General features: G+C 71.5%; 10 protein-coding genes. 4 read left to right on the top strand and 6 right to left on the bottom strand.

All coding sequences use genetic code 11. From position 1 onward, the window contains the following. The first annotated feature begins 5 nt into the window (after nucleotides 1–5). Entirely contained in the window at nucleotides 6–2,207 is a 2,202-nt protein-coding gene (locus tag ACZ4XJ_RS22180) for an ATP-binding protein (RefSeq protein ID WP_468497103.1), read from the top strand. Nucleotides 2,208–2,227: 20 nt separating this feature from the next. Here ACZ4XJ_RS22180 and rpsD read toward each other — a convergent pair whose 3' ends face one another. Further along, nucleotides 2,228–2,839, bottom strand: coding sequence for a 30S ribosomal protein S4 (gene rpsD, locus ACZ4XJ_RS22175; RefSeq protein WP_008740451.1), 612 nt, complete (start codon nucleotides 2,837–2,839; stop codon nucleotides 2,228–2,230). Nucleotides 2,840–2,894: 55 nt separating this feature from the next. Here rpsD and ACZ4XJ_RS22170 point away from each other — a divergent pair, with 55 nt between their 5' ends. Continuing rightward, the gene (locus ACZ4XJ_RS22170) at nucleotides 2,895–3,806 is read left to right on the top strand and encodes a DUF2470 domain-containing protein (RefSeq protein WP_468497102.1); all 912 of its coding nucleotides are present in this window, start codon (nucleotides 2,895–2,897) and stop codon (nucleotides 3,804–3,806) included. Between the two features lie 71 nt (nucleotides 3,807–3,877). Here the strand turns inward: ACZ4XJ_RS22170 and ACZ4XJ_RS22165 are convergent, their stop codons facing one another. The 4 genes from ACZ4XJ_RS22165 to ACZ4XJ_RS22150 form a co-directional block, all read right to left on the bottom strand. Further along, the gene (locus tag ACZ4XJ_RS22165; RefSeq protein ID WP_468497101.1) at nucleotides 3,878–5,230 is read right to left on the bottom strand and encodes a replication-associated recombination protein A; all 1,353 of its coding nucleotides are present in this window, start codon (nucleotides 5,228–5,230) and stop codon (nucleotides 3,878–3,880) included. Nucleotides 5,231–5,274: 44 nt separating this feature from the next. Then, a complete protein-coding gene (locus tag ACZ4XJ_RS22160; RefSeq protein ID WP_362883409.1) occupies nucleotides 5,275–5,889 on the bottom strand; it encodes a vitamin K epoxide reductase family protein in 615 nt (204 codons plus the stop codon). 157 nt (nucleotides 5,890–6,046) lie between these two features. Further along, entirely contained in the window at nucleotides 6,047–7,306 is a 1,260-nt protein-coding gene (gene hisS, locus ACZ4XJ_RS22155) for a histidine--tRNA ligase (RefSeq protein WP_362883411.1), read from the bottom strand. A gap of 10 nt (nucleotides 7,307–7,316) precedes the next feature. After that, the gene (locus ACZ4XJ_RS22150; RefSeq protein ID WP_362883413.1) at nucleotides 7,317–8,030 is read right to left on the bottom strand and encodes an MBL fold metallo-hydrolase; all 714 of its coding nucleotides are present in this window, start codon (nucleotides 8,028–8,030) and stop codon (nucleotides 7,317–7,319) included. 152 nt (nucleotides 8,031–8,182) lie between these two features. Between ACZ4XJ_RS22150 and ACZ4XJ_RS22145 the strand changes: the two genes are divergently transcribed. Both ACZ4XJ_RS22145 and ACZ4XJ_RS22140 read left to right on the top strand, forming a co-directional pair. Beyond that, entirely contained in the window at nucleotides 8,183–8,962 is a 780-nt protein-coding gene (locus ACZ4XJ_RS22145; RefSeq protein ID WP_468497100.1) for a peptidylprolyl isomerase, read from the top strand. Nucleotides 8,963–9,175: 213 nt separating this feature from the next. Beyond that, nucleotides 9,176–10,405 carry a DUF349 domain-containing protein gene (locus ACZ4XJ_RS22140; protein WP_362883416.1) on the top strand — a complete coding sequence of 410 codons (1,230 nt, stop codon included), beginning with the start codon at nucleotides 9,176–9,178 and terminating at the stop codon, nucleotides 10,403–10,405. Between the two features lie 90 nt (nucleotides 10,406–10,495). Here ACZ4XJ_RS22140 and ACZ4XJ_RS22135 read toward each other — a convergent pair whose 3' ends face one another. Continuing rightward, a complete protein-coding gene (locus ACZ4XJ_RS22135) occupies nucleotides 10,496–12,925 on the bottom strand; it encodes a RelA/SpoT family protein (protein WP_362883418.1) in 2,430 nt (809 codons plus the stop codon). Nucleotides 12,926–13,156 lie beyond the last annotated feature (231 nt).

Raw genomic sequence — 13,156 nt, 5'->3', positions numbered from 1 at the left:
GTCCCATGCGACAGAGACCCCCTCGAATCAGGACCCGGGGCAATCTTCCCTCGGAGCTCAGCGGGTTCGTCGGGCGGGGTGGCGAACTGGCCCGGCTGGGGCGGCTGCTGGATTCCGCGCGACTGGTGACGATCACCGGGGTGGGCGGGGTGGGCAAGTCCCGGTTGGCGCTGGCGGCGGCCCGCGCGGTCGCCGAGGGGATGGCGGCGGAATCCCGGGACGGGGGCGGGCCGGGTTCACGGCCGCAGGAACGCCACTTCCACGGCGTGTGGCTGGCCGAGCTGTCCGGCGTACGCGATCCGGCGCTGCTGGAGTTCACCCTCGCCGAGGCGCTCGGGCTGACGGACCACACCACTCGGCCGCCCCGGACCGTCCTGGCGGAGCACCTGGCGGGGCGCCGGTTGCTGCTGGTCGTGGACGGCTTCGAGCAGCTGGTCGAGGAGACGGCCGAGTTGCTGGCGCAGCTGTTGCGCCGCTCCCCCGGCCTGCGGGTGCTCGCTGCGGGCCGGCGCACGCTCGGCGTGGAGGGCGAGCAGGCCTTCCCGCTGGCCCCGCTGGAGCCCACCGGGGCCCTGGAGCTGCTGGTCGGGCGGGCGGTCGCCGCCGACCCGGCCTTCGTCGTGACGGGGACGACCCGGCCGCTGCTGGCCGAGCTGTGTGCCCGGCTCGACGGGATCCCGCTGGCCCTGGAGCTGGCGGCGGGCCGGTTGCGGACGCTGTCGCCCGCCCAGGTGCTGGCCCGGCTGGAGGACCGGTTCGCGCTGCTGACCGGCGGGGCGCGCGGGGCGCCGGCCCGGCACCGGGCGCTGCGGACGGCGATCGGCTGGAGCCACGAGCTGTGCACCCCCGCCGAGCGGTTGCTGTGGGCCCGGCTGTCGGTCTTCGCCGGGCAGTTCGACCTCGACGCGGCCGAGTACGTGTGCGCCGGCCCCGACCTGCCGGTGGACACCGTGCTCGACGTGGTGGGCGAACTGATCGCGCAGTCCCTGCTGGTCCGGGAGGAGACCCCGGCCGGGGTCCGCTACCGGATGCTGGAGACCGTACGGCTGTACGGGGCGGGCTGGCTGGAGTCGCAGGGGGACGCGACCCGGCTGCGACGGCGCCACCGGGACTGGTACATGGGCCTGGCCACCTGGTGCGAGCTGGATTGGTTCAGCCCGCGCCAGCAGGAGGTGGCGGCCCTGGTGGAGGTGGAGCTGGGGAACCTGCGCCTCGCGCTGGAGTGCTGCCTGGACGAGCCGGAGGAACTGCACCTGGGCCAGTACCTGGCCGGCACCCTCTGGTTCTACTGGGCGGGCTGCGGCCGGCTGACCGAGGGCCGCCACTGGCTCGACCGGACCTTGGAGCCGGTCCCGGCCGAGGGGCAGGAGGAGTACGAGGGCTCCCGGCTCAAGGCGCTGTGGGTGCTGGGCTACGTGGCGGCGCTCCAGGGCGACGCGGTGGCGTCGATGAGCGCCCTCCACGAGTGCCGCGACGCCGCGCTGCGGTCGGGAAACGAGGTGGCGGCGGCGTACGCGGTGCACCGGATGGGCTGCCTCGCCCTGGTCTCGGACGACATGGCGCGCGCCGGTGAGCTGTTGGGTGCGGCGCTGGACCTGTACCGGGAGGCCGGGGAGCTGAACAGCAACGTCCTGATGTGCCAGGTGGAGCTGGCGATGGCGATGGCGTTCCAGGGCGAGCTGGCGGGCGCCGCGACGCTCTGCGAGGAGGTCCGGGAGATCTGCGAGGACCGCGGTGAGCGCTGGACGAAGGCGTACGCCCTGTACGTGTTGGCGTACGCGGCGCTGGACGCGGGGGACACGGCCGGCGCCCGACGGCTGCTGACCGAGTGCGTGACGGTCAACCACACGTTCCGGGACCTGGTGGGGTTGGTGCTGGCGGTGGAGCTGCTGGCCCTGGTCACGGTCACCGAGGGCCGACCCGCGGAGGCGGCGGTGCTCCAGGGCGCGGCGGAGCCGATGTGGGGCGGGGTCGGTCTGCGCCTGTTCGGATCGGGGTACTTCAACGCGCCCCGGCTGATGTGCCAGCAGCGGGCCGGTGAGGCGCTGGGCCCGGAGGGGTACGCGGTGCACGCCGCCGAGGGGCGGCAGTTGAGCGTGGACGCCCTGGTCCTGCGGGCGCGCTGGGTGCCCGGTCGGGACGGCGCCCCGAGAACGGGAAAACCCGCCGCCCCCCGGAGGGGACGACGGGTTGACACCAGCCTGTGAGGGCTACGCCTGCCGACGGATCAGCGGGCGTAGTACTCGACGACGAGCTGCTCGTCGCAGATGACCGGGATTTCCTTGCGGTTCGGGTCACGGTCCAGGCGGAAGGCCAGGGCCTTCAGGTTGACCTGCAGGTAGCGCGGGGTCTCGCCCTCGCCTGCGTAGCCACCCTCACGGGCAACCTGGAACGGAACCTTCTCGCGGCTGCGCTCGCGCACGGTGATGACGTCGTCCGGGCGGACACGGAACGACGGCTTGTCGACCTTGTCACCGTTGACCTCGATGTGGCCGTGAACGACCATCTGGCGGGCCTGGTAGATGGTGCGGGCGATGCCCGAACGCAGGACCAGGGCGTCGAGGCGACGCTCGAGCTCGACGACCAGCGCCTCGCCCGTCTTGCCTTCGGCCTTCTTGGCGCGGTCGTACGCGCGGGCCATCTGGCGCTCGGAGATGTCGTACTGCGCGCGCAGACGCTGCTTCTCCAGCAGACGAACCTTGTAGTCCGAGTTCTGCTTGCGGCCACGGCCGTGCTCGCCCGGCGGGTAGGGGCGGGCCTCGAAGTACTTGACGGCCTTCGGGGTCAGCGCAATGCCGAGGGCACGCGACTTCTTGACCTTGGGTCGCTTCTGGTTCACGTGGAACCTACCTCCATGTAAGTTAGGTGAGGCTTACCTTAGCGAGGAGGACGTAATGTCTCGACCACATGGGATCCCCCTGCCCAGTGCGCGGCGAAGTTCGGGTTCCAACGAAACGGAATCCGCTTTCGACGACGATAAGCAAGGTCAGCCGCGTCCCAGGGAAGGCGTTCGGCAGCTCACCGGAGCCGAACGCGTACGAACCCTCGTAGAGTCCAACGCCTCAGTATCCCTCACCCTGCCGGGTGCTCGTGACAGTCACGAGTCCGAAGAGCTGGGGACAGGAGTGCCGGCCGCGCGGACCGTCACCCCGGACGGGGACGTAATTCTCCTTGTTTCCGGGGAATCCACGGCTGCCAGGGCAGCCGCTCACGCCCAGGACGACGACCTCACGGCCGTGATCGAGATCACGGACGTGGCGCCGGTGTCCGTGCCCCATCGTATCCGAGGCCGTGCGTGGCTGGCCGGGTGGCTGACGCCGGTGCGCGGGGACGACCGCGCGGTCTGCGCCGCGCTGCTCGCCGAGCGCCGTCCGGTGGGCGAGCTGTTGGGCATGTCCGAGTCCCTGGACGCGCCCCACTCCGGCCGGCCCGCCTGGATGATGCTGCGCCTGGAGGTAGGTGAGATCTCGGTGGACGACCTGTGGGGCGCCGAGAACGTGGACCCCGAGGACCTCGCCGGCGCCGAGCCGGATCCGATGGTGGCGCACGAGACGGAGCTGCTCCAGCACCTGCACGCCGCCCACGGGAACCGGATCGCGGACCTGTGCGGGCTGCTCGGGCCCCGCGGGGCGCGGGGCATGCGGGCCGTTCCGCTCGCCCTGGACCGCCTGGGTCTGCGCGTGCGCTTCAGCGGCGCCTCGGCGGAGTCCTCCTTCGACGCCCGCTTCGACTTCCCCGAGCCGGTCACGGACATCTGCGGCCTGCGCCGCGCCGTGCACCACCTCTTCGCGGCCGCGTCCCACTGAGGATCGGAAGGGGGCGGCCCAAGCGGGGCAGGTCGCCGGCAGGTCGTAGGGCGACCGCGCGACGCCCGGGGTCAGGACCCGCCGCGCAGCCGCTCGCGCACCTTGTCGGCCACGTCCGCGTACCTGGCCTCGGCGCCGTAGCGGGTCGGCTCGTAGTACCGCTTGCCGTGGATCTCGTCCGGGGCGTACTGCTGCGCGGCGATGGCGCCCGGCACGTCGTGGGGGTAGACGTACCCCTGGGCGTGCCCCAGTTTCGCCGCCCCCTTGTAGTGCCCGTCGCGCAGGTGCGGCGGCACGGTGCCCGCCAGCCCGGCCCGTACGTCGGCCAGCGCGGCGCCGATCGCGGTGGTGGCGGTGTTCGACTTGGGGGCGAGCGCCAGGGCGATGGTGGCGTGCGACAGGGTCAGCGCCGCCTCCGGGAAGCCGATCATGGCGACGGCCTGGGCGGCGGCGACGGCGAGCGGCAGGGCCGTCGGGTCGGCCAGTCCGATGTCCTCGCTCGCGGAGATCATCAGGCGTCGGGCGATGAACCGGGGGTCCTCCCCCGCGTCGATCATCCGCGCCAGGTAGTGGAGCGCCGCGTCCACGTCGGAGCCGCGGATCGACTTGATCAGCGCGCTCGCCACGTCGTAGTGCTGGTCGCCGTCCTTGTCGTAGCGGACGGCCGCGCGGTCGACCGCCTCCTCGACGGTCTGCAGCGTGATCTCCCCCTCGCCCTTGGCGAGGGCGGAGCCGGCCGCCGCCTCCAGGGCGGTGAGCGCGCGGCGGGCGTCGCCGCCGGCGATCCTCAGCAGGTGCGCCTCCGCGTCCGCGGGCAGGGTCACGGCCCCGCCCAGGCCGCGCTCCTCGGTCAGCGCGCGGTGCGTCAGCGCGCTGAGGTCCGCGTCCGTCAGCGGTTCGAGGGTGAGCAGCAGGGACCGCGAGAGCAGCGGCGAGATGATCGAGAAGTACGGGTTCTCCGTGGTCGCCGCGATCAGGGTGACCCAGCGGTTCTCCACGGCCGGGAGCAGGGAGTCCTGCTGGGCCTTGCTGAAGCGGTGGATCTCGTCGAGGAAGAGGACGGTGTCCTTGCCGTAGCCGCCGGCGGCGCGCTTGGCGCCCTCGATGACCGCCCGGACCTCCTTGACGCCGGCCGTGATGGCCGAGAGTTCCACGAAGCGCTTCTGCGTCGCCTGGCTGACCACGTAGGCGAGGGTCGTCTTGCCGATGCCGGGCGGACCCCAGAGGATCACAGAGGAGGCTCCGGCCGGTCCGCCGGCGCCCTCCCCCACCAGCCGGCGCAGCGGCGAGCCGGGCTTGAGCAGGTGCTGCTGTCCGACCACCTCGTCCAGGGTGCGGGGACGCATCCGGACCGCGAGCGGTGACGCCGAGGGGTCCTTCGCCCGGCGTTCCTCGGCTGCGGCGGTGAAGAGGTCTGGTTCCACACCGAAAGCCTATGCGAGGGCGCCGACAGTCCCGGCCGGCCGGCTCAGGAGGTCCAGAAGTCCCACCAGCGGGTCAGGATCAGCATGCCGATGATCCCGACGTGCAGGACGGGCAGGACCCAGGTGAACTCGTCGAGGAAGCCGCGCAGCCAGGCGGGGGCGGGGACCAGACCTTGGCGCACGTTGTGCGCGGTCACGTACCAGAACATGACGATGGTGGCGACCCAGGCCAGGCAGCACCACAGGCAGAGCGAGTTGATGCGGTAGAGCGACTGGTGGGTGAGCCAGGCGCAGAAGACGACGCCGAACAGGGTGCCCGCGTTCAGCGTCAGCCAGTACCAGGGGCGAAAGCGCGCTCCGGCGAGCAGGCTCATGCCGACGCAGACGACGATGCCGTAGGCCACCAGTCCGAGCATGGGGTTCGGGAAGCCGAAGACGGCGGCCTGGTCGCTCTTCATGATGTTGCCGCAGGAGACGATCGGGTTCAGGCTGCAGCCCGGCGTGAAGTTCGGGTCCTCCAGCAGCTTGAACTTGTCGATCGTGATCACCCAGGCCGCGAGCAGGCCCGCGGCTCCCGTGATCACCAGAAGTAGCGCCAGGGCGCGGCTGCCGCCGAACGTCCGGGGGCCGGTTTCCGTGCCCGCACCTGTTGTCGTCATACCCGCCCGCTCCGCATCCGCAAGGTCATCAAGCACCGGCCATTGTGCCGTACGGGGGTCCCTGTCGGCCGTTCGATGGGGATAAGTGCGGGGAAAGCGACGCGGGGCGGGACGGGGACCACCGGTCCCGGTCCCGCCCCGCGCGGGGTGTCGCCGGTCAGGCCAGGCGGGCCTTGACCGCGGTCACCAGATCGGCCAGGGCCACCGGGCCCTGCTCGCCGGACTCCATGTCCTTGAGCTGGACGACGCCCTCGGCGATGTCGCGGTCGCCCGCGACGACGGCGAAGCGCGCGCCGCTGCGGTTCGCGTCCTTCATGGCGCCCTTGAGCCCCTTGCCGCCGTAGGACATGTCGGCGGCGACGCCCTCCTTGCGCAGCTGCGTCACCAGCCCGAACACGGTGGCCTTGGCCTCGCCCAGGGCCACCGCGAACACCGTCGTCGTCGCCGGGATGTCCAGGGTGACGCCCTCGGCCTCCAGGGCCAGCACCGTACGGTCCACACCGAGGGCCCAGCCCACCGACGGCAGCGCCGGTCCGCCGATCATCTCGGACAGGCCGTCGTAGCGACCGCCGCCGCCGACCGCGGACTGCGAGCCCAGGCCGTCGTGGACGAACTCGAAGGTGGTGCGGGTGTAGTAGTCGAGCCCGCGCACCAGCTTCTCGTCGTCCTCGAAGGCCACTCCGGCGGCCGTGATCAGCGCCCGGACCTCCTCGTGGTAGGCCTTGCAGGCGTCGCACAGGTAGTCGCGCAGGGCGGGGGCGCCGACGAGCTGCTTCTGGACCTCGGGGCGCTTGTCGTCGAGGACGCGCAGCGGGTTGATCTCGGCCCGGCGGACGGTCTCCTCGTCCAGGTCGAGCCCGCCCAGGAAGGCCTGGAGGGCCTCCCGGTAGACGGGGCGGCACTCCTTGTCGCCGAGCGAGTTCAACAGGATCCGGAAATCGCTCAGCCCCAGGCCTCGGTAGGCCTGGTCGGCCAGGATGATCAGCTCGGCGTCGAGCGCCGGGTCCTCGGCGCCGATGGCCTCCGCGCCGACCTGCGAGAAGTGGCGGTAGCGGCCCTTCTGGGGGCGCTCGTAGCGGTAGTACGAACCCGAGTACCAGAGCTTGGCCGGCAGGTTGCCCTGCTTGTGGAGGCTGGCCTCCAGGGCCGCGCGCAGCACGGAGGCGGTGCCCTCCGGGCGCAGGGCGAGGTTCGAGCCGCCCTTGGTGGTGAGGGTGAACATCTCCTTGGTGACGATGTCGGTGGACTCCCCGACGCCGCGCGCGAAGAGGTTCACGTCCTCGAAACCGGGGGTCTCGATGTAGCCGTAACCGGCCGTGCGCAGCGGGGCGGAGATGGCCTCGCGGACCGCCAGGTACTTGGCCGAATAGGGCGGGATGAGGTCGTACGTGCCCTTGGGGGCCTTGAAGGTGCTCACGGAAGTCTCGTCACATTCCTCGTCGTGGCGCGGCTTTCGGGTCCGCTGCCAGGCCGGCGGCGACCTCCCGCAGGTACGGGTTGGTCGTCCGCTCGCGGCCGATGGTGGTCTGGGGACCGTGGCCGGACAGCACCACGGTGGAGTCGTCGAGCGGCAGGCACACGCGGGCCAGCGATTCGAGGATCTCGGCGTGGGATCCGCCCGGCAGGTCGGTGCGGCCGATGGAGCCGGCGAAGAGCAGGTCGCCCGAGAAGAAGACCGGCGGAACGTCGGCCGACTCGGGCATCCTGAAGGCCACCGACCCCTTGGTATGACCGGGCGCGTGCGCCACGGAGAACTCCATCCCGGCGAGCTTCAGGCTGCTTCCGTCGGTGAGTTCGCGGACGTCGTCCGGCTCCCCCACGGTCAGCTCGCCCATGAGCGGCATCCCGATGGAACGGCCGAGGGCCTTCTCCGGGTCGCTCATCATGTAGCGGTCCTCGGGGTGGATCCAGGCCGGTACGTCGTGGGCCCCGCACACCGGGACCACCGAGGCGACGTGATCGATGTGGCCGTGGGTGAGGACGACCGCGACGGGCTTGAGCCGATGCTTCTTCAGCGTCTCCTCGACGCCCTGGGCCGCTTGGTGGCCCGGGTCGATGATCACGCACTCCTCACCCGCGGCGGGGGCGACCAGGTAGCAATTGGTCCCCCAGGCTCCGGCGGGGAACCCGGCAATCAGCACGTTCGTCCTCAATCGTCGTCCGGCGGGAGGCAGCGGATCGGAATCTGCTGCTCAGAGCCTACCGGCGTCGCTCATTACACAGCGAACCCATATACGGTACGGCCTAACCCAGCCCGGACAGCGGTACCAGAGACGCACAAGGAGACGACCCGGTGGTCACGAGCGATCAGCGTCGGCGACAGCTCGCCAGGGAGAAGTACGAGCGCCAGCAGCAGCGGCGGGCACAGGCCCGTCGCAAGTCGAGGCAGCGGCTGGCCGTGATCGGCGCGGCGGCGGCCGTGGTGGTGGCCACTCTGGTGGGCCTCATCGCGGGCGGCGTCTTCGACAGCGAGGACAAGACGGTCGAGCCGGCCGCGGACTCGTCGCCCTCGGCGGCGCCCACGCCCAAGCAGTCGCCGCCGGCGATGGCGATCGACGACAAGGCGAAGTACACCTTCGACCTGCAGACGAGCGCGGGCCCGATCAAGTTCGAGATGGACGCGGCGAAGACCCCGCAGACCGTGAACTCGTTCAAGGCGCTGGCCGACAAGGGCTTCTTCGACAACACGAAGTGCCACCGGCTGGTGACGGGCGGGATCTTCGTCCTGCAGTGCGGTGACCCCGAGGGCACCGGTTCCGGCGGCCCGGGCTGGACCATCCCGGACGAGAACCTGGACGCGCTCGGCAAGCCGAACGAGCAGGGTCAGGTGATCTACCCGGCGGGCACCGTCGCGATGGCCAACACGGGTCAGCCCGGCAGCGGCGGCAGCCAGTTCTTCCTGGTCTACAAGGACAGCCCGCTGGCTCCCACGTACACGCCCTTCGGCACGATCGACCCGGCCGGCGTGAAGGTCCTGGAGGAGGTCGCCAAGGCCGGTACGGCCACCGGAACGCCGGACGGCGCCCCGAAGACCCCCGTGACCATCGAGAAGGGCACGGTCACCAAGAACTGACCGGTCCGACGACCACCGGCCCGGCCCGGCCCGCCTCCCGCACGTCCCGCGTACGTCTCCCGTACGTCGATATTGCGTCGGGCGGGATGCGGACAGCCGGCCCGACGGTCGCCTATGTTGGCGTTGTGCAGGGCGGGCGCTGCCCGCCCCAGGAAACTGTGGACGATGCCCGGGGGGCGAACCCCCTCGACGGCATCAGGTGGAGGAGGCGCTGTGAGCAGCGACCCGTGGGGCCGAGTCGACGAGACCGGCACCGTGTACGTGCGTACTTCCGAGGGCGAGCAGGTCGTCGGCTCGTGGCAGGCGGGCACCCCTGAGGAGGCCCTGGCCTACTTCGAGCGCAAGTACGAGGGCCTGGTGGTCGAGATCGGCCTCCTCGAACGGCGGGTGCGGACCACCGATCTGTCCGCCAAGGACGCCCAGACGGCCATCGAGCACCTGCGCACGCAGGTGGACGAGCACCACGCCGTGGGTGACCTGGCGGCGTTGCGCGTGCGGCTCGACAAGCTGGTGTCGACCGTCGACTCGCGGCGCGAGGAGCGCAAGGTCCAGAAGGCCAAGCAGGCCGACGAGGCCCGGACGGCCAAGGACGCGCTGGTGACCGAGGCCGAGGAGCTGGCGCAGAGCGACCAGTGGCGCTCGGCGGGTGAGCGACTGCGGGCCCTCGTCGACATCTGGAAGGGTCTGCCGCGGCTGGACCGCAAGTCGGACGACGAACTGTGGCACCGCTTCTCGCACGCCCGGTCCGCCTTCTCCAAGCGCCGCAAGGCGCACTTCGCCGCGCTGGACGCCCAGCGCGAGGACGCCCGCAAGGCCAAGGAGAAGCTGGTCGCGGAGGCCGAGTCGCTGTCGAAGTCGACGGACTGGGGTCCGACGGCCGCCCGCTACCGCGAGCTGATGGACAGTTGGAAGGCGGCCGGTCGGGCGCAGCGCGAGTCCGAGGACGACCTGTGGAACCGCTTCCGCGGCGCGCAGGACGTGTTCTTCGCGGCGCGCGGCGGGGTCTTCGCCGAGCGGGACGCCGAGCAGGTCGAGAACCTGAAGCTGAAGGAGGAGCTGACCGTCGAGGCGGAGAAGCTCGTCCCGATCACGGACCTGAAGGCGGCCCGCGCCGCGTTCCGCTCCCTGAACGAGCGCTGGGAGGCCATCGGCCACGTACCGCGCGACGCCCGTCCCAAGGTCGAGGGTCGGATGCACGCGGTGGAGCGCGCCATCCAGGAGGCCGAGGAGGGCGAGTGGCGGCGTACGAACCCGGAGGCGCGGGCGCGTGCCGCCGGTCTGACGGGTCAGCTCCAGGCGGCCGTCGACAAGCTGCGCGGCCAGGTCGACGCGGCGCGCGCGGCGGGCAACAACGCGAAGGCCGACAAGCTGGCGCGTGAACTGGAGGGCCGCCAGGCCCTGCTGGACCAGGCGCTGAAGGGCCTGGAGGAGTTCGGCGGCTGAGCCACGGACACCGTACGGCGATGGGCGCCACCCCTCGGGGTGGCGCCCATCGTCCTGTCCGGGCCGGTACCGGCGCGCTCGGACCGCGCGCTACGGCCTGCGGGCCGAGGTCACGCGGTAGACGTCGTAGACGCCCTCGACGCCGCGGACCGCCTTCAGGACGTGGCCCAGGTGCTTCGGGTCGCCCATCTCGAAGGTGAACCGGGAGGTGGCCACCCGGTCGCGCGAGGTCTGCACGGCCGCGGAGAGGATGTTCACGTGCTGGTCCGACAGGACCCGGGTGACGTCCGAGAGCAGTCGTGACCGGTCCAGCGCCTCGACCTGGATGGCGACCAGGAAGACCGAGGACTGGGTGGGCGCCCACTCCACTTCCAGCATCCGCTCGGGCTGCTGGGAGAGGGAGTCGACGTTGACGCAGTCGGCGCGGTGAACCGATACGCCACTGCCCCGGGTCACGAAGCCGATGATCGGGTCGCCGGGCACCGGGGTGCAGCAGCGGGCCAGCTTGACCCACACGTCGTCGACGCCCTTGACCACCACGCCGGGATCGGCGTTGCCCCGCCGCTTGCTGCGGCCGCGGGCCGGCGGGATGCTCTCCTCGATGTCCTCGTTGGCCGCGTCCTCGCCGCCGAGGGCCTGCACCAGCTTCTGCACGACGCCCTGCGCGGCCACGTGGCCCTCGCCGATCGCCGCGTACAGCGAGGAGATGTCGGGGTAGCGCATCTCGTGGGCGAGCGTGACGAGGGAGTCGCCGGTCAGGATCCGCTGGATCGGCAGGTTCTGCTTGCGCATGGCCCGCGCGATGGCGTCCTTGCCGTGCTCGATGGCCTCGTCGCGGCGTTCCTTGGAGAACCAGCCGCGGATCTTGTTCCGGGCCCGGGGCGACTTGACGAAGCCGAGCCAGTCGCGGGACGGGCCCGCGCCCTCGGCCTTGGAGGTGAACACCTCGACCAGGTCGCCGTTGTCGAGGGTCGATTCGAGCGGCACGAGCCGCCCGTTGACCCGCGCCCCTATCGTCCGGTGACCGACCTCGGTGTGGACGGCGTACGCGAAGTCGACGGAGGTGGCGCCGGCGGGCAGCGCGATGACGTCGCCCTTGGGCGTGAAGACGAAGACCTCGTTGCGGGAGAGGTCGAAGCGCAGCGAGTCGAGGAACTCGCCGGGGTCCTCGGTCTCCTTCTGCCAGTCGAGCAGTTGCCGCAGCCAGGCCATGTCGTTGACGGTGTCCTGGCCGGCGCTGCCCTTGGCCGCCTGCGGGACGTCGGTGCGGACCTTGGAGGTGCCGGCGACGGTCTGCTGCTTGTACTTCCAGTGCGCGGCGATGCCGTACTCGGCGCGGCGGTGCATGTCGAAGGTGCGGATCTGCAGTTCGACCGGCTTGCCGCTGGGCCCGATGACCGTCGTGTGCAGCGACTGGTACATGTTGAACTTGGGCATCGCGATGTAGTCCTTGAACCGGCCGGGGACCGGGTTCCAGCGCGCGTGCACCGTGCCGAGGGCCGCGTAGCAGTCCCGCACCGTGTCCACGAGGACGCGGATGCCCACCAGGTCGTAGATCTCCGCGAAGTCACGGCCGCGGACGATCATCTTCTGGTAGACGCTGTAGTAGTGCTTGGGGCGGCCGGTGACCGTGGCCTTGATGCGGGCCGCCCGCAGGTCCGTCATCACCTCGTCGGTGACGACGGCCAGGTACTCGTCGCGCTTGGGGGCGCGCTCGGCGACGAGCCGGACGATCTCGTCGTACATCTTGGGGTAGAGGATCGCGAAGGCGAGGTCCTCCAACTCCCACTTGATGGTGTTCATGCCCAGGCGGTGGGCCAGCGGCGCGTAGATCTCAAGGGTCTCGCGGGCCTTCTTCTCCTGCTTCTCCCGCTTGAGGTACCGCATGGTGCGCATGTTGTGCAGGCGGTCGGCCAACTTGATGACCAGGACCCGGGGGTCCTTGGCCATGGCGACGACCATCTTGCGGACGGTCTCGGCCTGCGCGGCCTCGCCGAACTTGACCCGGTCCAGCTTGGTGACGCCGTCGACCAGAAGGGCGACCGCGTCGCCGAAGTCGCGGCGCAGCTGCTCCAGGCCGTACTCGGTGTCCTCGACGGTGTCGTGCAGCAGGCCGGCCATGAGGGTGGCCGGGTCCATGCCGAGCTCGGCGAGGATGGTGGTCACCGCGAGCGGGTGGGTGATGTACGGGTCACCGCTCTTGCGCTTCTGGCCCCGGTGCCAGCGTTCGGCGACCTGGTAGGCCTGCTCGATCTGGCGCAGCGTCTCCGTGGAGATCTTCGGGTCGTTGCTGCGGACTATGCGCAGGAGCGGTTCCAGTACCGGGTTGTACGGGTTGGAACGCTGCACGCCGAGGCGGGCCAGGCGGGCGCGCACCCGGTTGGAGGATCCGGCCTGCTTCGCCGGAGCGGGCTTGACCGGCGGGGCCGGCGGCGCCGGCGGGGGCGTGGCGGCGGCCGCCGCGGCCGGCTCGGCCGGGTCGGGCTGCGCGGCGGGCAGTGGCTGGACCTCGTCTGGCAAGAGCGCTCCTCACGGGGGTCCCCCCGAACGGAGTCTGGGGGAGGATCCGGGGCCCCGGTCAGGTCCGGATAACCCATGGTAGCGAGGGTTGCGCCGGCCCGTTCCCCCGCGCCCGCCCCGCGGGACGGCGGCCCTGCGCCCGCCCCGGCGACACGCGGAAGCGGCGGGCCCCCGGGAGGTTCCGGGGGCCCGCCGCTCGCGACAGGTACTGCGGCCGCCGCCAGCGGGCGG

The sequence above is a fragment of the Streptomyces sp. NPDC029836 genome, assembly GCF_055574495.1.
Note: the sequence above shows the minus strand (reverse complement) of the source record. Positions and strands in the feature narration are given on the sequence as shown.

Coding starts and splice junctions, on each gene's coding strand:
- ACZ4XJ_RS22180 (WP_468497103.1), top strand. CDS start 6: ATGCGACAGAGACCCCCTCGAATCAGGACCCGGGGCAATCTTCCCTCG.
- ACZ4XJ_RS22170 (WP_468497102.1), top strand. CDS start 2,895: ATGTCTCGACCACATGGGATCCCCCTGCCCAGTGCGCGGCGAAGTTCG.
- ACZ4XJ_RS22160 (WP_362883409.1), bottom strand. CDS start 5,889: ATGACGACAACAGGTGCGGGCACGGAAACCGGCCCCCGGACGTTCGGC.